General features: G+C 67.7%; 20 protein-coding genes and 2 tRNA genes. 12 read left to right on the forward strand and 10 right to left on the reverse strand.

Going from position 1 to position 19,708, the window contains the following annotated elements:
* Positions 1 to 11: 11 nt before the first annotated feature.
* On the reverse strand, positions 12 to 824 hold the full coding sequence (locus ACIBG8_RS38065; protein WP_397348051.1) for a patatin-like phospholipase family protein: 813 nt from the start codon (positions 822 to 824) through the stop codon (positions 12 to 14).
* 17 nt (positions 825 to 841) lie between these two features.
* Between ACIBG8_RS38065 and ACIBG8_RS38070 the strand changes: the two genes are divergently transcribed.
* The 4 genes from ACIBG8_RS38070 (at position 842) to ACIBG8_RS38085 (ending at position 3,794) form a co-directional block, all read left to right on the forward strand.
* A complete protein-coding gene (locus ACIBG8_RS38070) occupies positions 842 to 1,045 on the forward strand; it encodes an SHOCT domain-containing protein (protein ID WP_397348052.1) in 204 nt (67 codons plus the stop codon).
* An 85-nt stretch (positions 1,046 to 1,130) separates the two neighbouring features.
* A complete protein-coding gene (locus tag ACIBG8_RS38075; protein WP_397348053.1) occupies positions 1,131 to 2,045 on the forward strand; it encodes an ABC transporter ATP-binding protein in 915 nt (304 codons plus the stop codon).
* Positions 2,020 to 2,814, forward strand: a complete 795-nt coding sequence (locus ACIBG8_RS38080; RefSeq protein ID WP_397348054.1) for an ABC transporter permease subunit — start codon at positions 2,020 to 2,022, stop codon at positions 2,812 to 2,814. The genes ACIBG8_RS38075 and ACIBG8_RS38080 overlap by 26 nt, the downstream gene beginning before the upstream one ends.
* The gene (locus tag ACIBG8_RS38085; protein ID WP_397348055.1) at positions 2,814 to 3,794 is read left to right on the forward strand and encodes a PucR family transcriptional regulator; all 981 of its coding nucleotides are present in this window, start codon (positions 2,814 to 2,816) and stop codon (positions 3,792 to 3,794) included. The genes ACIBG8_RS38080 and ACIBG8_RS38085 overlap by 1 nt, the downstream gene beginning before the upstream one ends.
* On the opposite strand, the gene ACIBG8_RS38090 is transcribed toward ACIBG8_RS38085, so the two are convergent.
* From ACIBG8_RS38090 to ACIBG8_RS38105, 4 genes are all read right to left on the reverse strand, one after another.
* On the reverse strand, positions 3,742 to 4,386 hold the full coding sequence (locus tag ACIBG8_RS38090) for an XdhC family protein (protein ID WP_397348056.1): 645 nt from the start codon (positions 4,384 to 4,386) through the stop codon (positions 3,742 to 3,744). The two genes, ACIBG8_RS38085 and ACIBG8_RS38090, sit on opposite strands and share 53 nt — an antisense overlap.
* 29 nt (positions 4,387 to 4,415) lie before the next feature.
* A tRNA-Ile gene (locus ACIBG8_RS38095) sits at positions 4,416 to 4,489 on the reverse strand.
* Positions 4,490 to 4,585: 96 nt separating this feature from the next.
* On the reverse strand, positions 4,586 to 6,082 hold the full coding sequence (locus tag ACIBG8_RS38100; RefSeq protein WP_397348057.1) for a cobyric acid synthase: 1,497 nt from the start codon (positions 6,080 to 6,082) through the stop codon (positions 4,586 to 4,588).
* 97 nt (positions 6,083 to 6,179) lie between these two features.
* Entirely contained in the window at positions 6,180 to 7,289 is a 1,110-nt protein-coding gene (locus ACIBG8_RS38105) for a PucR family transcriptional regulator (RefSeq protein ID WP_397348058.1), read from the reverse strand.
* A gap of 112 nt (positions 7,290 to 7,401) precedes the next feature.
* Here ACIBG8_RS38105 and ACIBG8_RS38110 point away from each other — a divergent pair, with 112 nt between their 5' ends.
* Entirely contained in the window at positions 7,402 to 8,205 is an 804-nt protein-coding gene (locus tag ACIBG8_RS38110; RefSeq protein WP_397348059.1) for an acetylxylan esterase, read from the forward strand.
* Positions 8,206 to 8,497: 292 nt separating this feature from the next.
* Here ACIBG8_RS38110 and ACIBG8_RS38115 read toward each other — a convergent pair whose 3' ends face one another.
* Complete coding sequence (locus tag ACIBG8_RS38115; RefSeq protein WP_397348060.1) at positions 8,498 to 9,892, reverse strand: alkaline phosphatase PhoX; 1,395 nt, start codon at positions 9,890 to 9,892, stop codon at positions 8,498 to 8,500.
* A gap of 845 nt (positions 9,893 to 10,737) precedes the next feature.
* Here ACIBG8_RS38115 and ACIBG8_RS38120 point away from each other — a divergent pair.
* Positions 10,738 to 11,847: a DNA glycosylase AlkZ-like family protein gene (locus ACIBG8_RS38120; RefSeq protein ID WP_397348061.1), complete on the forward strand. Its 1,110-nt coding sequence runs from the start codon at positions 10,738 to 10,740 to the stop codon at positions 11,845 to 11,847.
* Here the strand turns inward: ACIBG8_RS38120 and ACIBG8_RS38125 are convergent.
* Complete coding sequence (locus ACIBG8_RS38125) at positions 11,798 to 12,358, reverse strand: GNAT family N-acetyltransferase (protein WP_397348062.1); 561 nt, start codon at positions 12,356 to 12,358, stop codon at positions 11,798 to 11,800. The genes ACIBG8_RS38120 and ACIBG8_RS38125 overlap by 50 nt on opposite strands.
* Before the next feature lie 139 nt (positions 12,359 to 12,497).
* On the opposite strand from ACIBG8_RS38125, the gene ACIBG8_RS38130 reads away from it, so the two are divergent.
* From ACIBG8_RS38130 to ACIBG8_RS38140, 3 genes are all read left to right on the forward strand, one after another.
* Positions 12,498 to 12,941, forward strand: coding sequence for a hypothetical protein (locus tag ACIBG8_RS38130; protein ID WP_397348063.1), 444 nt, complete (start codon positions 12,498 to 12,500; stop codon positions 12,939 to 12,941).
* Positions 12,942 to 13,045: 104 nt separating this feature from the next.
* Positions 13,046 to 13,600 carry a histidine phosphatase family protein gene (locus ACIBG8_RS38135; RefSeq protein WP_397348064.1) on the forward strand — a complete coding sequence of 185 codons (555 nt, stop codon included), beginning with the start codon at positions 13,046 to 13,048 and terminating at the stop codon, positions 13,598 to 13,600.
* A gap of 146 nt (positions 13,601 to 13,746) precedes the next feature.
* Positions 13,747 to 14,340 carry a hypothetical protein gene (locus tag ACIBG8_RS38140; RefSeq protein ID WP_397348065.1) on the forward strand — a complete coding sequence of 198 codons (594 nt, stop codon included), beginning with the start codon at positions 13,747 to 13,749 and terminating at the stop codon, positions 14,338 to 14,340.
* A gap of 888 nt (positions 14,341 to 15,228) precedes the next feature.
* On the opposite strand, the gene ACIBG8_RS38145 is transcribed toward ACIBG8_RS38140, so the two are convergent.
* Positions 15,229 to 15,302, reverse strand: a tRNA-Arg gene (locus ACIBG8_RS38145).
* A gap of 54 nt (positions 15,303 to 15,356) precedes the next feature.
* On the reverse strand, positions 15,357 to 16,091 hold the full coding sequence (locus ACIBG8_RS38150; protein ID WP_397348066.1) for a ZIP family metal transporter: 735 nt from the start codon (positions 16,089 to 16,091) through the stop codon (positions 15,357 to 15,359).
* 63 nt (positions 16,092 to 16,154) lie between these two features.
* Between ACIBG8_RS38150 and ACIBG8_RS38155 the strand changes: the two genes are divergently transcribed.
* From ACIBG8_RS38155 to ACIBG8_RS38165, 3 genes are read left to right on the forward strand one after another with little or no spacing between them, the layout of a single operon-like run.
* Entirely contained in the window at positions 16,155 to 16,769 is a 615-nt protein-coding gene (locus tag ACIBG8_RS38155; RefSeq protein WP_397348068.1) for a PadR family transcriptional regulator, read from the forward strand.
* 23 nt (positions 16,770 to 16,792) lie between these two features.
* Complete coding sequence (locus ACIBG8_RS38160) at positions 16,793 to 17,542, forward strand: aminoglycoside phosphotransferase family protein (RefSeq protein ID WP_397348069.1); 750 nt, start codon at positions 16,793 to 16,795, stop codon at positions 17,540 to 17,542.
* Positions 17,505 to 18,437: a cobalamin biosynthesis protein gene (locus tag ACIBG8_RS38165; RefSeq protein ID WP_397348070.1), complete on the forward strand. Its 933-nt coding sequence runs from the start codon at positions 17,505 to 17,507 to the stop codon at positions 18,435 to 18,437. The genes ACIBG8_RS38160 and ACIBG8_RS38165 overlap by 38 nt, the downstream gene beginning before the upstream one ends.
* On the opposite strand, the gene ACIBG8_RS38170 is transcribed toward ACIBG8_RS38165, so the two are convergent.
* Positions 18,434 to 19,702, reverse strand: coding sequence for an MFS transporter (locus tag ACIBG8_RS38170; protein WP_397348071.1), 1,269 nt, complete (start codon positions 19,700 to 19,702; stop codon positions 18,434 to 18,436). The two genes, ACIBG8_RS38165 and ACIBG8_RS38170, sit on opposite strands and share 4 nt — an antisense overlap.
* Between the last annotated feature and the right edge of the window lie 6 nt (positions 19,703 to 19,708).

Genomic DNA, 19,708 nt, shown 5'->3' on the forward strand with positions numbered 1-19,708 from the left:
GTAACACATCCTCATACTCCACCGGATGCGAGATATCGGGAAGAAGCCTCGTAAGCCCGCGTGATATACCGCGAAATTCGCGACAAATCCCGATAACGCAGTGGGGACACCACCTCCGGCGATCCCGCCGGAAGAACATGAACCTCCACAGAGGCCGGCAAAGACGCCATCTCCTCCGCGAACCGGTGCCTGCGCGCGATCTCGAAGGCCACCATCCCCACCTCCCACGGCCGGCGCGGCGCGCGCAGCGGCTGCTCGATCCGCCCGACGTGCAGCACGAAAATACGACGCGCCCCCAGTTGTACGGCCCGCCCGACCGGAATGCTGTGCACCAGCCCCCCGTCGAAGAAGTGCTCGCCGCCGATCGCCACCGGCGGCAGCAGCCCAGGCACCGCACACGAGGCGAGCACCGCGTCGACCAGCGGCCCCTTGGTGAACCAGTGCGAGCTGGCCCGCTCCACGCTGGCCGCCACGCACTGGAACGGCACCGCCAGCTCCTCGATCGTCTCGACCGGCAGCATCTCCCCCAGCAGGCGGCGAAGCGGCCCTATCGGGTGCAGATGGGTGCCAGTCTTGGCCAGCGTGGACAACCGCTGCATCCACGACCCGGCGAAAGCCGTACGGACCACATCGGACCCCCACAGCGACGTCAGCGTCTTCACCGCGTCGGACGGGGCAGCCGCGAGCACCACGCCGTTGAGCGCGCCCACCGAGGTGCCCACGATCACGTCGGGCCTGATCCCCGCCTCGTCGAGCGCCCTGAGCATGCCCACCTCGTGCGCGCCGAGGACACCACCGCCACCGAGTACGAAAGCCGTCTCCACCGCTCTATCATCGGGTCATGCTGAGGTTGTTGGTGCCGCTCTTCCTGATGGCGATCGTCGCGGTGGTCATCTTGGGGATGATGCTGTCCGCCAACAGGAAAACTCAGGCGAAGCGCAAGAAGGAAGACCCCCGCGAGATACTCAAACGCCGCTACGCCGAGGGCGAGATCGGCGAGGACGAGTACCTCCGCCGCATGTCGGGGCTCAACCAGGACTGGTAGTTGCCGGAGTACGGCAAGAAAAAGGGTCCGTATGTGCGCGAGGACCTCAGTGACGTGACGCCCGCCAGGCGGGACCATCGCACGCATGACAGCAGTGGTGCAGGCCGAAGGGCTGACCAAGTACTACGGCAAGCGCCGTGGGCTTGAGGACCTCGATCTGGAGATCCAGCCAGGCGAGGTGTTCGGCTATCTCGGGCCGAACGGCGCGGGCAAGACGACGACCAACCGGCTCCTCCTCGACGTGATCAGGCCGACCAGGGGCCACGTCCGCATCCTGGGAGCCGACTCCCGCGAGCCGCACGTCAGGGCGCGGATCGGCTACCTGCCCGGCGAGCTGACGCTGGAGGGCAGGGAGAAGGCGCGCGACTACCTGGCGTTCCTGGCCAAGGCGCGCGGCGGCATCCCGGCCTCCAGGATCGATGCGCTGGCCGAGCGGCTCGACGCCGACCTGTCGGTCCCGATTCGCAAGCTCTCCAAGGGCAACAAGCAGAAGGTCGGGCTCATCCAGGCGTTCATGCACGAGCCCGAGTTCCTCATCCTCGACGAGCCGACCAGCGGGCTCGACCCGCTGGTGCAGCAGGAGTTCCTGGCGATGGTGCGCGAGGTGCGCACGTCGGGCAGGACCGTGCTGATGTCGTCGCACGTGCTGGCCGAGGTCGAGCACGTCTCCGACCGGGTCGGCATCGTGCGCGACGGCAGGCTGGTGGCGGTGGAGAACGTCTCCGCCCTGCGCGAGAAGGCGGTGCGCCGGGTCGAGCTGCACTTCGACGCGCCGGTGCCCCGCTCCGCCTTCGAGGGGCTGCCCGGCGTGCGCGACCTGTGGGTCGAGGGCGCGGCGCTGCGCTGCACCATCGACGGCAGGCCGGACGCGCTGATCAAGGCGGCTGCCCGGTTCACCGTGGTCCACCTGGTCAGCGCCGAGCCCGACCTCGAAGAGATCTTCCTGACCTACTACAGCGGAGGCGAGGAGCGTCATGCTGGTGTCCAGAACCCTGCGTGAGTACCGCAGGTCGCTCATCGGGTGGGCGATCGGCATCTGCGCCTTCTTCACGATGTATCTGTCGATCTACCCCAGCATCAAGGCCAGCCCAGACGTCTACCAGGGCGCGGCGCTGGCGAAGTACCCGGGCGCGCTGCGCGACCTCATGGGCGGGCTCAACGACTTCACCTCCGCCTCCGGATACCTGCAGACGCTGGTCTACCAGCTGTTCGGCCCGATGCTCTTCGTCGTGTGCGCGATGCTGCTCGGCACCAGGGCGATCGCCCAGCCGGAGGAGGCGGGCACGCTGGAGCTGACCGTCACGCTGCCCATCGACAGGAAGAACCTCGTCCTGCAGCGCTTCGCCGGGCTCATGCTCGCCCTGCTCGCGCTGTGCGCGGTGACGCTGCTGGTCGTGTGGGGCGTGTCGGTGTCGGCGGACATGGGCGTCGGCTTCGACCGGATCCTCGCAGGGCACACCGGGGTGTTCCTGCTCGCCGCGCTCTTCGGGACGCTGGCACTGACGCTCGGCGCCGCGACGGGACGCAGGGTGGTGGGCATGGCGGCGGTCGGCGTGCTGGCCGTCGGCGGTTACATCGTGGAGACCGTGGGGAAGAACGTGGACGCGATCTCCTGGCTGAAGTGGATCTCGCCGTTCCACTACTACCTGGACGGGCAGCCGATCTACAACGGTTTCCCGTGGGGTGACTACCTGGTGCTGGCCGGCGCGACGATCGTCCTCGCTCTCACCGCCGTCCTCGCCTTCGACAGGCGCGACGTAGGGGTGTGATGGACCATCTTGCCGCGCTGGCCTCGGCGGCCGGCACCGGCCGCCTGCCCTCCCGCGCCGAGCTCGACTCCTGCCGTACGGCCGGCGCCCAGGCGGCCGAGCTCGGGGTGCCGCTGCGCGCGCTCGTCGACGACGCGTTCGCAGAAGCCTGCGGTACGGCAGGCGCCGCCGTACTGCCCGCGCTTCGCAAGGTCGTCGCCGCGATCATGGAGGGCTACGAGGAGGCGCAGGTCGACGCGTTGCGGCACGAGGAGGCGGCGCGCAGGGAGTTCATCGACGACCTGCTCCAGGGCAGGGCGGAACGGCTGGCCGAACGGGCGGAGCACTTCGGACTGCGCCTGGCCGAGTCGTACGTGGTGGCGGTCGCCACCGGCGCGCGGCCTGGCGCCGAGGACAGGATCGAGCGCGACCTGATCGCCAGGTTCGGCTCGCACAACATCCTCGTCGCGGTGCGCGAGTCGCTGCTGGTGTGCGTGACGCCCGCGACGCTCTCCGCTGCCGTGGGCGAGTTCACCCACCACGTGCGCTCGTCGTTCGACGCGGGGTGGCGGGTGGCCATCGGCCGTGCGCACCGCGGTCCCGGCGGGGTGGTGACGTCGTTTCGCGAGGCGGTCAACGCGCTGGAGGTCGCCGACCGGCTCGGCCTGCGCCTCGACGTCGTCAAGTCGTCCGACCTGCTCGTCTTCCCCGTGCTGTTGCGGGACAGGGAGGCGATGGTGGACCTGGTGACCAGCGTCCTCAGCCCCCTGCTGGAGGCGCGCGGCGGGGCGGCGCCGCTGCTGGAGACGCTGGAGGCGGTGTTCGCCGCCCAGGGCAACCAGACGGCGGCGGCCCGGCGGCTCGGGGTGAGCACCCGGGCGGTCACCTACCGGCTGGAACGCATCCGCCGCCTGACCGGTTTCTCCCCCGACGACCCCACCCAGCGCTTCACCCTGGAGACGGCTGTCCTGGGCGCCCGCCTGCTGGGCTGGCCCAGCTGAACCCGCCGGGGCGGTCGTTCCTGTCGGCGATCAGCCCGGCGAGCGTGGCGAGGGCGATCTCCGGCGGGGTCTGGGAGCCGATGTTGAGCCCCACTGGACGGTGCACGCGGGCGATCTCCTCCTCCGGCACCCCGAGCTCCGCCAGCGCCGCCACGTGCGGGCCGGTGTGCCGGGCGCTGCCCATGATCCCGATCCACCTGGTCTCGCACTTGAGCAGGTCGCGGAGGATGGGGCCGATCTCCGCCCGGTGGTGGTCGGTGAGGACCACGTCGGCGTCGCCGTCCAGGAAGTCGCCGGGCTCGCGCTCCGCCGTGTAGCCGTCGAGCGTGCGCGCCGGGTCGGGCTCCAGGAGGATCGGGCGGAAGCCGAGCTCGACGCCGAAGCGCAGGAGGTGCCCTGCCATCGGCGAGGCGAAGACCGCGACCAGCGTCCTGCCGGCCTCCTTCACATGCGGCTCGCCGTGCGCGACGTCGCATGCCGGATCGTGGCTGTGGGTCATATCCGCAGTGTCGCCGAAATCGGCGGCGAGTTCCAGGAGCCCGCGGTCGTGATCGTCGTTTCCGGTGGTGCCGTGGTGACCATCCTTCGCCATCCGTCGCGCTTTTCTCGACCGCGGGCCAGTGCCTCTACCTGGATTCGAACCAGGGGCCTTCCGCTCATGAGGCGGCTGCTCTGACCAGCTGAGCTACAGAGGCCTGCCGGACGACGACTGGACCCTCGCCGCCCGGTTCCCTTTTTGCGCGAACATTCCGAATTCGCTTTCCCAGGAACTGGGCAATACGTTAACTCCGCTATTCGGCGGGCCGCCACTCGTTTATTTTCGAAAGGATCTGGGGGACATCGCCAGGTCCCTGCTCGATCAGCGCCATCAGTTTCGCGGTGTCCAGGTGCGTTTCGACGAGGTCGCCGAGCGCGTCGAGCCGCTCCTCCCTGAGCGCGGCGAACGACACGTCGGGCGCGGGGGTGAACGCCCTTCCCGCCCTTTCTGCGACGTCGGTGAGGAAGGCTCGGCGGAACCCGTCGTTCTCGAGGGCGCCGTGCCAGGTCGTCCCCCACACGTCACCGACGCGGCAGCCGTCCAGGAACGGCTCGCCACCGTGCACGCTCGCCACGCCGTGGTGGATCTCGTAGCCGTGCACCCGCTCGCCGTACGCCTGCCCGACCGGCCTGCCCAGCGTCTTCTCCCTGGCGAACGTCACGCTGACCGGCAGCAGCCCGAGCCCCTCGACCCGCCCCGCACCGGACTCGACGTCGTCGAGGATCTCCTCCCCCAGCATCTGGAAACCGCCGCAGATGCCCAGCACCGGCCGCTTTCTCTCTTGTACGGCTCGCGCCAGCCCCGACTCCCGCAACCACGCTAGATCGGACACCGTCGCCCGCGAGCCGGGCAGCACGACGAGGTCGGCGTCGTCCAGTTCCGCCGGGCTCGTCACGAACCGCACCAGCACGCCGGGCTCGGCGGCGAGGGCGTCCAGGTCGGTGAAGTTGGAGATCCGCGGCAGCCTGACCACCGCGACGCGCAGGGTCTGTCTGCCGTACGGCCGGCGGACGGGCACCGACCTGCTGTCGAGCGCCAGGGAGTCCTCGACGTCGAGCCAGAGCCCGTCGAGCCAGGGCAGTACGCCGTAGACCTCGCGGCCGGTGAGATTTTCGATCATGTCGAGGCCGGGTTGGAGGAGTTCGTGCGCGCCGCGAAACTTGTTCACCACAAAGCCCGAAATATGCGCCTGATCCTCCGGGCTGAGCAGCGCCACGGTGCCGTAGAACGCCGCGAACACCCCGCCGCGGTCGATGTCGCCCACCACGATCACCGGCAGGTTCGCCGCCCGCGCGAGGCCCATGTTGGCGATGTCGCCCTTGCGGAGGTTGATCTCCGCGGGGCTGCCCGCTCCCTCGCAGATCACCACGTCGTAGGCGCTGCGGAGCCTTTCCAGCGATTCCAGCGCCTTGGCGCGCAGGAGATCCTTCAGCCCGCCGTACTCCATGGCGTCCACGTCGGTCAGTGGCTGGCCCATGAGCACGACCTGGCTGCGCCGGTCGCTGCCCGGTTTGAGGAGGATCGGGTTCATGTCGGCCGTGGGCTCCAGCCCGGACGCCCGCGCCTGAACCTCCTGCGCCCGGCCGATCTCGGCGCCCTCGGCGGTGACGAAGGAGTTGAGCGACATGTTCTGCGCCTTGAAGGGCGCCACGCGCACGCCCTGGCGGGCCAGCCATCGGCAGATCCCGGCGGTGACGACGCTCTTGCCCGCATCGGAGGTCGTCCCGGCGACCAGAAGTGCACCTTTCACCCCGAAACCCTATGCCAGCCCTCCCCTCGCCTAGAGAGCGCCATCCATGCCGCTCTCTCTCCTTTTGAGAGGAGAGATATGTGTGGGAGGTCATTTGTTAGGAGCTCTTGGGGCTCCAAGACAGTTCCCTGGCCGTGAGTGCCGCTTCCAGGAGGCGGGCGTCGGCGGGGACGGCGATGTCCAGCCCGGTGAGCGCGGTGACCCGGTGCAGGCGGTAGTCGAGGGTGTTGCGGTGGATGTGCAGGTCGAGCGCGGTCTGCCGCCGGTTGTGCCCGCGCCTGGCGAACGCCTTGAGCGTTTCGAGCAGGTACGGGTGCCCCTCCAGCGGGTCCAGCTTCGCCGCGAGCCTGGCCAGCCCGCCTCCCGGCCGCGCCAGCTGATACTCAAGGATCACGTCGTCGAACCTGTACAACCCGGGCGGCCGATCGAGCCGTTTCACCAGGTCCATGACCCGCGCCGTCTCCTCCGCCGCGCCCGGGATGTCGGCGGGCGTCGCGGCCCAGCAGGCGGCCGCGTAGACCGGCTGCCCCACGGCGTCCGCGACCTTGGCCAGGTCCGGCAGCACGGGCAGCAGCGCGACGCCCTCGACGTGGTCCATGAGCACCAGCGTCCCCGTGCACGCGTCCAGTGCAGAGTGCACAAACCGGCCGGGAGGTGGTTGCTGGGGAAACCACAACCGCACCACCTCGTGCTCTTGCCCCACCGTGACCCGCGCCGCCTCGGCCAGCGCCTCGTACGGCTGGCCCGCCAGCAGCGCCGTCACCAGCGCCAGCCGTACCTTGCGCGCGTCGTCGCGCACCTCCTCCTGGCGGTGCGCCAGCGCCACTCCGGGGACCGCCGTGTGCAGGCAGGAGAGCAGCGTCGCGCCCGCCGTCTCCAGCTCCCCTGGCCGTGACACCTCCGACAGCTCCTGCCACCACACCTCCGCGCCGACGAGGTACGCGCTGAGCGCCGCCTCCAGCGGGACCCGCTCCCCGGCACGCCGGGCCGACCACGCGATCAGCTCGGTGAGGTCGGCCGTGGTGAGAGGCTCGCGCAGCGCCCGCAGCAGGAGGCCGAAGACGGCGGAGACGGACCGGCTGACCTCGCCGTCGAGCACCTCCCTGGGCAGTTCGCGGTAGAACGGCACCTCCTCGGCGCACCGCCGTACCACTCTCGCCGTGAGCTCTTTGACACGGGGCGCCATGCGGGCATGCAGGTCGGGCATCTCCGGATCGTCACATTGCACAAACCGCACGGTCAATGATTGGCCCGAGTGCGGAGCGACGGCTTTGTTCTGTTCGTCCATCATGTGCGCACACCCCCCAATGGAGGCCGCCATGCGCCTGTTACTCGCCTTCCTGCTGGTTCTCGGACTCGGGTTCGCCTCGCCTGCCCAGGCGTCCACCGGTGGTGATTACGGCTCGCCCGGGCCGTACGCCACCGCCGTCGACATCGGTGCGATCACCACGCTCTACTACCCGCGCGACATCGCGCAGAGCCCGCGCAAGCACCCCGTGATCATCTGGGGGAACGGCACGTTCGCCTTCCCCGTGGTCTACCGGGAGTTGCTGCTCCACTGGGCCAGCCACGGGTTCATCGTCGCGGCGGCCAACACGCCGCAGTCGAACCTCGGGATCTCGATGCGGCTCGGCATCGACCTGCTCGCCCAGCGCAACTCCGACCCGGCGAGCGTGTTCTACAACCACGTGGACCTGGACAGGATCGGCGCGTCCGGACACTCCCAGGGGGGTGCCGCGGCGATCGTCGTCGGGGCTGACCCGCGGGTGGACACGATCCTGCCGATCCAGCCTGGGCCGCTGGCGGACATCGACGCTGTTCACGGGCCTGCGTTCCTGATGGCGGGGCAGTGGGACAGCATCGTGTGGCCTGCGCTCGTGAAGGCGTTCTACAACGACGCCGACCACATTCCGGCGATCTACGGTGAGGTTCGCGGGGCGGACCACCTCACGGTCGTCGGCGACCCTGGGCCTTTTGCGGCGCCCACTACTGCGTGGTTCCGCTTCCAGCTGATGGACGACATGGTGGCCAGAGCCCAGTTCTACGGGCCGTCATGCGGCATCTGCACCGACTCCAGCACCTGGTCCAGCGTAAGACGCAACGCCCAGGTCCCCACCTCCTAACCCACCCCCGGGCACCCACACTCAGCCACCCCTGGACACCAACCCCCGCGCTCAGCCACCCCATGCGCGCCCGCTAGATCCGGCGCGCCCTGCCACGCGGAGATCCACCCACCGGCCCTCCGCGTGCACCCTCTAGCGGGATCACCGGATCCACTCGCGGACTCCCCATAGGGGAACCCCAACAGAGCCCGTCACCGGACCCGCAACCACGAAATCGCCCCGCCGGATCTCCCGGCGGGGCGAGGTTGCCGCCCATGGCATCGGGGGGCGCTTAATCACTCCTTTGCAGCGGTCAGGAGTCGAGGCCCCGCGGCCGCCCCCACGGGCCCGTGATCGCGAACACGTAGCCAGGCGCCTGAATGTTGGCGAACAGGATGTTCCCGTCGTGGCTGAAGTTCGGCCCGGTGAACTCGCTGTCGTTCAGCTCGTTACGCGCCATCGGATAAGCCGTCCCGTGCCGGGTGACCCCCACCAGGTGACTGAGCCCCTCCCCGTCCTCCGCCAGAATGACCCCGCCATACGGCGACACCGTGATGTTGTCCGGCCCGTCATAGTTGGTGTCCTGACTCGGATCCGGATTCACCCCGAAGATCGTCTTGAGCGTCACCGTGCGCGACTGCGGATCGTAGAACCACACCTGCCCGTCATGCTCGTTGGCACTGCCGTCCGCATGCCGCGCGAAGCTCGCCACGAAGTAGGCTCCGCCGTCCCCCCACCAGGCCCCCTCCAGCTTGCGGCTCCGCGTGACCTGGTCGTCGGTGAACTGTTTGCGCACCGACACCGTCGCCGCGTCCCGGTCAGGCACCTCCACCCAGCGCACCTTGTACCTGGTCCCGGGCTGGGTCGCCAGCGACAGGTCTGGGATGTGCGTGGCCCCGTGGTAGCAGCTCATCGCCTCCAACGTCCCCGCGGTCGGGTCGGTCAGCGCCCGCAGCGCCCCCTTCCCGCCTCTGAACCCGCGCGGCGGCGTCCAGCGCAGGTAGAGCCCGTTCGGCGTCCCGGCGTCCTCGGTCTCGTAGATCCGGAACGTCTCCGGATCCACCGCGACCGCCTCGTGCGCGAACCGTCCCAGGAACTTCAGCGGCACCGGGTTCTGATTGGCCTGCCGGTCGAACGCGTCGACCTCGAAGACGTACCCATGATCCTTCTGGAAGGCGCCCCCGGCCCGCTGCTCGGTCTCCTCGCAGGTCAGCCAGGTGTTCCATGGGGTGAGCCCGCCTGCGCAGTTGTTGTGGGTGCCGGCGAGGCTGACGTACTCCCTGATCCTGTTTCCCTCGCGGTCCACGTCGATGTTGGTCGTGCCGCCGCCCGCGCCCGGGTCGTAGGTGAGGCCGGGCAGGGCAGGCACCCTGTACGGCTCGCTGCCGCCGATCTCGTGGTTGTTGACCAGGGTCAGGCCGCGACGGCTGCGGAAACTGGCCGTGCCGTCCGCGTCGCTGGGCGTCGGCTCGCCGCTTTCCAGCAGCGTGACGCCGGCCTGCGCGACGATCTTGTACGAGAACCCGGCGGGCAGGGCCAGCAGCCCGGCGGGATCGGCGACCAGCGGGCCGTACCCGTGGCCGTGTCCGCGCCGGTCATCGGCGAAGGCCGGGCCCGCGATCGCCTCGATACTGCCGGCGAACACGATGCCCAGGCCGCCTGCGGCGCTGGTGCTCAGGAAATTGCGGCGGGAAACAGATGGGGACACGGGAATCGCCTCCGGCTCCGATGCTGATGTCCACAGACACAACTCGTGCTTGGAAACGTACGCTGTGCGGGCCGCTGAGCGCCCGATGAACGCGCGACCAATTCCGGATTTAACACCACATCAAGGAACACCCCTGCGCCCCCACGGCCACCAGCCCTCCCAAAACCCAGCCCGCTCCCGGCCCCTCGGCCAGACAGGCTGGACCAAACCCTCGCCAGGCCTCAGCCCCCTGAGCAGGCCTCAGCCCCCCGCGCAGGGATGGCCAGCCCCCTGGGCAGGCCTCAGACCCCCTGGGCAGAAGGGCCAGACCTCGCCCACCAGCCCCCGGCCACCGGCCACCAGCCCCGCCCGCCAACCCCTGGCTTGCCAACCCCTGGCCCGGCCATCGACCCCTAGACCTAGCGCCCCTTAGACGCCAAGTGACCGAAACGTCAGAGTGGCAAAACCCGCGGACGCCGAGCCTCAGGCACCCAGACCTCACTGGCGGCCGCTGCGCGAGAGCCCAGCGGTCCACTACGGATAGCTGGGCCCTCGCCCGTGCGACGGTGCGTCCCCTCGGAGGCGCGCCCCTACTCGGTTTTCGGGATCAATCCGCGCACTACACACACGGTCACGTAACTGATTGTAATCACAAAACCCCGAGGAGCGACGTCGATCTCACGCCCCCAGGGAGGCAGCTCAGGAAACTCCGCCAGCTCGTTGACCCACGGCGGCGGCGGCGCGACATTCTCCACCCGCACCCACCCGACCAGACACGACCCCCAGCCCACCCAGGAGGCCCACTATTGATCGATGCAACTCGAACATTCTAAACTCATGGTTCATTGCGGTGGGGAGGTCAACCCGTGCACGAACTGTCCCGCGGCGAGGCGCGCAAGCTGGCCGTACAAGCCCAACTCCTGGACGCCCCACGCCCGACCAACCTCCTGGACGTGGTCCGCCAACTGACCCTCGTCCAGATCGACCCAACAGCCGCGATAGCCCCCAGCGCCGACCTGGTGTTGTGGAGCCGCCTGGGCTCGACCTACTCCCCCAGCGCCCTGACGTCCGCCCTGGAATCCAGGACGCTGATCGAACTAAGGGCAATGATCCGCCCCCGCGAGGACCTGGCGCTCTACCGCGCCGAAATGGCCGCCTGGCCCGGCCCAGAAGACCCGCCAACCTGGCGCCACAACCAAGCGACCTGGCTCAGATCCAACGACGCCTGCCGCCGCGACATCCTCAAACGCCTGGAAGCCAGCGGCCCCCTGACCTCCCGCGACCTCCCGGACACCTGCGCCGTCCCCTGGAAGTCCTCCGGCTGGACGAACAACCGCAACATCACCCAGATGCTCGAGTTCATGACCCTGAGCGGCGAAGTAGCCGTGGCGGGACGCCAGGGCCGAGAACGCCTCTGGGACCTGTCCACCCGCATCTACCCGGCAGCGACGATCCCCCTGGCCGAAGCCCAGAGCCTCCGCGATTCCCGCCGCCTCCACGCCCTGGGAATAGCCCGAGCCCGCGGCCCAGAATGCCCAGTGGAACCCCTGGACGTAGGAGAAGCAGGCGACCCCGCAAAAATAGAAGGCGTTAGAGGCACCTGGCGAGTAGACCCCACCTACCTCAACCGCCCCTTCACCGGCCGAGCCGCACTACTCTCCCCCTTCGACCGCCTGATCCACGACAGAAAACGCCTGACAGAACTCTTCGAATTCGACTACCAACTGGAGATATACAAACCGGCGGCAAAACGCCGCTGGGGCTACTTCGCACTACCCATCCTGTACGGCGACCGCCTGATCGGAAAACTAGACGCCACCACAGAAGACGGCACCCTCCGCATACACAGAATCCATGAGGACACCCCCTTCACCCCCACGATCCGCTCCGCCGTACAGGCCGAGATAGACGACCTGTCCAGATGGATCAGTGACGCGGCAACGACGGATGCGGCGCACCCACGACGCCGCTGGTGATCGCCCACCGCTCATGATCCCGCCAGCGCCCGCCGATGAACAGCAGCTCAGGCGAGACCCCTTCAAACCGAAACCCAAGCCGCTGAACCAGCTTCAACGAGGCATGATTGTCCGGCCGGATCTGCGCCTCCAGCCGATGCAGCCGCAACTCCTCAAACGCATAACGAATCACCAGCCCAAGCCCCTCGGACATGTACCCCTGCCCCGCATAGGCCCTGAACACCGCATAACCAAGAGAACCAGACTGCAACCGCCCCCGAATAATACTATTGATATTAACGTTCCCAACAATGGCCCCAGTCTCCCGAACACAAACCAACAGCCCAACAGCAGAACCCGGATCCCCGAACCGCCCGAGAAACACCCGAAAATCCTCCACCGTCGTAGGCAGAACCATCGGACGATGCAGCTCAACGCTGTCTTTGGCCAATTCCAGAAACTCATCCTGATCGTCCTCAGTAAGAGGACGCAAAACCAACCGCGAAGCCCGTTCGCTACCTCTCGCAACCATGCCGAACAGGCTAACGGAGCAGCACCACATCCTCTCCCCGCCGACCTACGGCTCTAGAAGCGTGCCGCAAGCGCCACCCAGAGGACCCGAACCTGCGGTGAGCTCGCCCTCTCAAGGGCGATGTGCCAACGTAGTGACCATGGGGGCTGGTTCCGTACGGAGGATTCTGGCCGTCAAGCTCAACGGTCCATGGCTGGTCCTTCTCAACGAGGCCTGGAATGTCGAGTCCCGAAACGGAGACATCGATACCCCGTTCGCCCGGTCAAGGCTGGCACTCCTTCCACTGCTGGAACGCCCCAGGCAAGAGGTGGAAAGCCAGGCCAGTCAGGCACTCGGCCCAAGTGACCCCAGCGTCGCCGAAGCCCTGCTGGCGATCGTCGAGTGCGGCCTCATGGGCCCCTCCGAGTATTGGCTCTCACGAGCGCTGTCATGGATGACCCCTGACGAAGTAGGGCTTCTCGCCGGACAGCTCAACGAAATTGCCACAGGTCACCAGGGCTCGCAGACCACTCAACACACTGCCAAGCGACTCTTGAAACAGAACGGCCTTTGGCAATCCGCACGCAGAGCCTTCGATTCATAACCACTATGGCAAGCGGTCGTACGACGGACACTCACCCCCACCCAAATGCGGCGCCCCAAATAATCCCATGCCCCGTCGGCCGCCCTAGGGCATTCTGTAGCACCGTGACGATCTTCTACGTGGTCCAGCACGGCGAGAAGGCACAACACGCCGGCGATCCGCCCCTGACCGCCACTGGACGCCGCCAAGCACATCAAACCGCTCTCTGGCTGCACGCCATCCACCCAAAGGCCGTGTTCAGCAGCCCAATGAGGCGTGCTCGCGAGACCGCCGACATCATCGCCTCAGTCATCGGCGTCAAGGTCAACGAGGATGCCCGACTACGCGAACGGATGAACTGGACCGGCGAGCAGCCACTCGAACAATTCCAGGCCGACTGGACCACATCGGTTCACCATCGCGACTTCGTCCCCCAAAGCGGCGACTCATCCCACCAGGCTGCACAGCGATTCCAAACCTTCCTCAACGATCACACATTAGATCCGGGCCCGATCGTCATATGCACCCACGGAGGCATCACCGTCGACCTTCTCCGCACGTTGATGGGCGACGCATCCGTCCCCATCGACTTGGTGGAGAATGGAGTGCCATCGTGCGCCATCACAACCCTGGATGGTCACCGAGTAGAGGACATCGCGTCGCTACAACACCTGAACTGACCAGCCGCCTACCCGCATACACAACCCCTGTTGTCAGTGCCCTTCGAGACAACGCCTCCGGAGTCCCGCCCACAAGCGTGATCCCCCTGATGAGCGACCAACCAGAGGCCTGACCCCGAAGACTCGTGATCAATACGCTCATCGTCATGAGAGAAGACACGAAATCTCTGCAGTTGGCGGACGTCATCTCAGCGTTGGACACAACCCTCACCACCCTGAAAGCAACGGGAATTGACCTGACTTACCGCGTGGGTGGCACCAGCGCCGCTCTCCTGCAAGGAGTCCATCTTCCTGTCGGAGACATCGACGTCCTCGTGGCTCAACGGACGGACGTTGACGCGGTCGCTACCGCCCTCTCCCCCTTCCCCTGCCTGCACGCGACATCCTGGCTCCCCCAGGGCGCACAATATTTCGCCAGGTACGAGGTGAACGGAGTCCACCTGGAGATCAGCACGGTCGAGCAGGAGACCGAATCCGACGCACTGGAGTGCATCGATAGTGGTCCGTGGCACCATTACGTCCAGATCACGTGCGGCCAGCACCCCGTTCCCGTGGTCCGCCTGGAACTACGGTTGGCCACAGAACTCTTACGCGATCGCCCCGACCGCTACAAACCCCTTCTCGACCACCTGGCAACGCACGGGTTCGACGCCGACCTCCTGAACAGGGCCATGGTCGCGCGCGATATCCCGCTAGCCCGCCAACGCTCCATTCACAACCGCCTCATGTCCTCCCGATAGCCGCCAAGGCGATCACAGCCAGCACTTACCCATTCCCGGGAATTGCCTCTTTCCGGCGAGGAATGAGTGACCGGGAGTGAACTGCAACTCGTGACGCCCCGCCCATTTCACTTGCCTGACAGGCCGGATCCGGAAAATGAGACTCCGATCTGCGACTCCCTTCAATCGTTCTGACAGCGCCTTTCAGCTAGGGAATTGCAACGAACACGGAGGCTTCAGGCTCCATGACCAGCGGCGTTGCCAATGCGGTCCCGAGCGACCGTCATCAAGCCAACAGCAACAGGGTCTACAACTGAAATTAGAGCCTGCTACAAACATCGAATCCAAGCCACGATGCGCGTGTAGCCCTCGCCGTTCGGGAACTCTACCTCGGCACAGCCCGCCTCAACCTGGCCCCATGGACTCCACCTTCCGGGTCATCCTCTAGGCATTTGGGACGCCCACCGCGTGAGCTTTCCTGCCTCGTCCGCCCAAGCAATGTCAGTCGGCCGCCGCCGACCCGCCCGAAGGTGAAGCGAACGCAGCCTCGGGTCTACTTGCCGCGCCCGGTCGATGGCGCAGCATGATCAGGCTCCCACCGCTGACTACCCTGACCTACAGTGCACGACCACCCCAGAGCGCCTTGAGCAAAACAGGCCGAATGGATCACGTGGCACCCGTTGATCTGCTTGGACACGATTCGACAGCGGTCTACCTCGACATTAGCCAGTGCCCGTGGCTGACCAGCATCCCTTCACCCGGCGCCACGAGAGGTCCAGGGGCCCGAGGCCTCGGGGGTCCGGGGGCCGGTAGGCCGCCCGGCTGGGGGTCTTTGGGGGCTCGGCCCCCCAAAGAAGGGGAGCCCGAGCGCCAGCGCGCGAAGCGCGCCCCCGCGAGGCCCTTGCCTTGCGCACCCTGCAGGATTCGAACCTGCGACCGTCGGATTAGAAGTCCGGTGCTCTATCCAGCTGAGCTAAGGGTGCTTCCGACTTATTGTGCATGATCCCGCAACCCAACACGTACTCGATTGTCGCGTGTCAGTGCGCAAGACCGATCACCAGCCACATGAACACCGTCCCCCCAACCGTAGCCGCCAGCGTCAGACGGGTGGATCCGCGCGTCGTATGCGCCTCCGGCAGGATGTCGGCCGTGGCCAAGTACAGGAGGAACCCGGCGAAAAGTCCGAGGTACGGCGCGAGCACGGTGTCGGGGATGGTGATCAAGTAGGTGAGGGTGGCGCCGGTTACGGGGGCCAGGGCGTCCAAGGCCAGCAGGATCAGCGCCTTACGCCGTGCGTTGCCGTACAAAGAGGTCAGCGTGTACGTGTTGAAGCCGTCCGTGAAATCGTGCGCCACCACGCCGATCGCCACCGCCACCCCCAGCGACGTGTCGGTTTGGAAGGCGGCCCCGATGGCGGCGCCGTCCAGCAGGCTGTGGACGACCAGGGCGCTCCCGGCGGTCAGGCCGACGCCGGCATGACTGTGGCGATGAGCGGCGTAGTCACCCTCGTGGGCGTCGTGCACGCCGAAGCTGCGTTCCACGACGTGGATGCCGAGGAAGCCGAGTGCGAACGTCAGCATCGGCAACGGCACCCCGTGGACAAACACCCCGGAAAGCGACAAAGACTCGGGGAGCAGGTCGAAGGCGACGACGCCCAGCATGACGCCTGCCGCCGCGCCGAGGACCAGGTGCCGCCGTTCCCTGATGCGGTGGGCGACGAGGCCGCCGAGCAGGGTCATCAGGAACGCCGCGAAGGACAGCACGATCGGCATGACGCCTCACGCTAGCGCCACCCCAGCTTGCGACCAGTCACGACACATCGCGATACTCGATTCATGGCCGCCCGTTTGAGGTCCAATCTGCTGGCCCTCGCCGTGCTGGCGCTCCTGGCCGAGCGTCCGATGCACCCGTACGAGATGGCCACGACCATGCGCGAGAGGCGCAAGGAGGAGAGCATCAAGCTCAACTACGGCAGCCTCTACTCGACCGTGCAGAGCTTGGACAAACGCGGACTCATAGCCGTGAAGAGCACCATCCGGGACGGCAAGCGCCCGGAGCGGACGATCTACGCGATCACCGAGGCCGGCAAGCTGGAGCTCGACGACTGGATGAGTGAGCTGATCGCCACCCCGGCCCGCGAGTACACGAGCTTCGAGGCAGGCCTGAGCCTGCTGCCGGTCCTGGAACCGGACGAGGCGGTGCGCCGGCTGGAGGAGCGGGTGGCCAAGCTCGGCGAGTGGCTGCTCATGGCTCAGGCCATTCACGAGCTGGCCGCCAAGCAGGGGTTGCCGCGGCTGCTGGTGATCGAGTCGGAGTACACGGTGATGCAGAAGACGGCCGAGCTGGAGTGGACGAAGAGCTTGATCGAGGAGATCAGGAACGGCACGCTGCAGGGCATCGCCGAATGGCATGAGTGGCACAAGCCGGAAAACAGCCAGCGCGAGCGGTAGCAGTAAGTTTATGCTCTTCTGTCATGGTCACGACGCTGCAGGGCGGGAGCGTCACCGAGGGTGTGGTCCGGGTGGGCGACACCGTGCGCAGGCCGGTGAGCCGCTCGACGCCCAACGTGCACGCCCTGCTCAGGCACCTCGAGTCCCGCGGGTTCGACGGGGCTCCCAGAGTAGTGGGCACGGACGGGCTCGGGCACGAGATCCTCAGCTACGTGCCCGGAAGGAGCGGGTTCGTGGAAAACGCCGTGGAGGACCTGGCGAGGCTGGTCAGGGCGTTCCACGACGCGACGGAGGGCTTCCCGCTGAAGGACCAGGGCTGGATCGGCGGCTCGAACGTCGACGACCCGCCTGAAGTCATCGGCCACTGCGACATCACCCCCGACAACGTGATCTTCCGGGACGGCAGGCCGGTCGCGCTGATCGACTTCGATCTGGCCAGGCCGACGACCAGGTTGTTCGACATCGTCACCACGCTCAGGCACTGGGCGCCCATCGCCGACCCCGTCGACCTCGACCCGCTCCAGCGCGGCCTCGACGCGGGTGAGCGCATGCGGCTGTTCTGCGACGCGTACGGCGTGCCGCCCCGCGACCGGCGCCGCCTCCTCGACCTGGCCAGGCTCCGCTTCCACCGCTCCTACCAGGTCATGCGCACCAGGGCCGCGGACGGCGGCGCGTGGGGACGGATGTGGGCCGCCGGCTCCGGCCAGCGCATCCGCCGTGCGGCAGCGTGGCTGGATGTGCACGAAGATGAGCTTCGTGCACATCTCGTCTAGAGCAGCGGGCATCGCCCTCGGCGTCCTGCTCGATGGTGTTTTCGCCGACCCGCGCAAGGGTCATCCCGTGGCGCTCTTCGGGAGCGCCGCGGCAAAGCTGGAGAAGCGGCTGTACGGCGACGCCAGGAGCAACGGCGTCGCGCACGTCGCGATCTGCGTGGGCGCCGCGACAGCTATCGGGATATTGGCCGAAAAAACATCTCAAAAAACCCTGCTGACCGCTGCGGCGACCTGGGCGGTGCTGGGCGGCACGACACTGGCCCGCGAAGGCGTGTTCATGGCGGAAAAGCTGGAAACACGACACATCAACCAGGCCAGAGCGCGACTTTCTCACCTCTGCGGCAGGGATCCAGAGAAGCTCGACGAAGCAGGACTGGCCAGGGCGACCGTGGAGTCCCTCGCAGAAAACACCTCGGACGCGGTCGTAGCGCCCCTGTTCTGGGGCGCCGTCGCCGGGATCCCCGGGCTGCTCGCCTACCGCGCGATCAACACGCTCGACGCGATGATCGGGCACCACAACCCCAGGTACGAGCGGTTCGGCTGGGCCGCGGCCAAGCTCGACGACGTGGCCAATTACGTCCCGGCGCGGATCACGGGGCTGGTGACCGTACTCGTGAGCGGAAATGCCCGGAAGGCGCTGGCCGTACTCAGGAGGGACGGTCACCGGCACCCGAGCCCCAACGCCGGGCGCTGCGAGGCCGCGTTCGCCGGGGCGCTGGACCTCACGCTCGGCGGCACCAACGTGTACGGCTCGCGCGTGGAGCACCGGCCGGAGATGGGCGACGGGCCCAAGCCGGAAACGGGCGACATCCGCCGGGCCGTCCGGCTCACCCGTGCGGTGAGCTGGACCGCCGCGGCCCTGGCCGTCCTGGCGACCGTACGGAGAAAGAGCTAGGCGTTGGCGAGCACCTTGGCCGCGTCCCGCTCGAAGGAGCCGCGCGCCGCCAGAGTGATGAGCCCGCCGACGACCATGGGCGCGATCAGCGCGTACATGCCCACCGTCAGCGACCCGGTGCTCTCGGACACCCTGCCGACGATCAGCGAGCCGAACGCGCCACCGGCCGTCGTGAGCAGCTGCAGTACGGCGAAGCCGCGCCCGCGCGCGTTCGCCCCGACCACGTCGGCCAGCGAAGCCGTCATGTTGGGGATCGCGATCGACATGAGCGTGCATGCCAGACCGGTGAGCAGGCTGAGCCAGAGCAGCGAGTCCATGGCCAGGGCCGCTGCCAGCACGAGCGAGCCCAGCGCGATGCCGCCGCCCCCGGCCAGCAGCCTGCCGCCCTTGATCGTGCCGTGCCACCTGCCGCCGAGTCTGGAGCCGATCAGCGTGCCGAGCACCGGGCCGACGATGGTGATCAGGCCCGCGATCGAGCTGGCCGAGGCGGTGCCGAGCCCGAACGAGCGGACCATGAGCGAGGGCAGCCAGAAGAAGATCCCGGCCAGGCCGAGGGTGAGCAGCGCGAGCCCGATGCTGACGACCAGCAGGGTCGGGATCCTGAGCACCTGGCCGAACGTGGCGGGAGCGACCGCCTGGGGAGCCGGTGAGGTACCGGCGACCAGCCGGTCGAGCCCGCCGCGCTCCGGCTCGCGCATCCGCAGGCAGAGCCAGGCGGTCACGAGTCCGGGCACCACCATGATCAGGAAGGCGTTGCGCCAGTCGAACATCTCGGCCAGCACGCCGCCCAGGATGGTCCCCACGCCGCCGAGGTAGGTGGTGACCCTGGTCAGGCCGTACGCCTTGGCCCTGGTGACGGGCGGGTAGTAGTCGGCCAGCAGGCTGCCCGCCGCGGGATTGTCGATGTTCTCCGCGGCAGCGAGGAAGATGCGCATCGCGAAGAACATGGCGAATCCGGTCGCCAGGCCGGAGCCGAGCGTCGCCAGCGCCCAGGTGAAGACGACGATGGCCAGGATGCGGGTGCGCTTGCCCCTGTCGGCGATCAGCCCGGCGGGCACCGCGACCACGATGGCCGCGAGCGCGGAGACGGTGGGGATGGCCCCGGCCTGGGTGTCGGTCAGGCTCCATTCCGCCTGGATGTAGGGCAGCACACCAGAAAGCAGGTTGAACTCGATCCGGTCCACCAGGCCGACGATGAACAGGACCACGAGCGGAGCCCACCCGTAGGGAGCGCGGCTGATCTTGCCGGGGGCGACCTCGACCATGCCCAT

The sequence above is a fragment of the Nonomuraea sp. NPDC050556 genome (assembly GCF_044457355.1).
Taxonomy (GTDB): Bacteria; Actinomycetota; Actinomycetes; order Streptosporangiales; family Streptosporangiaceae; genus Nonomuraea.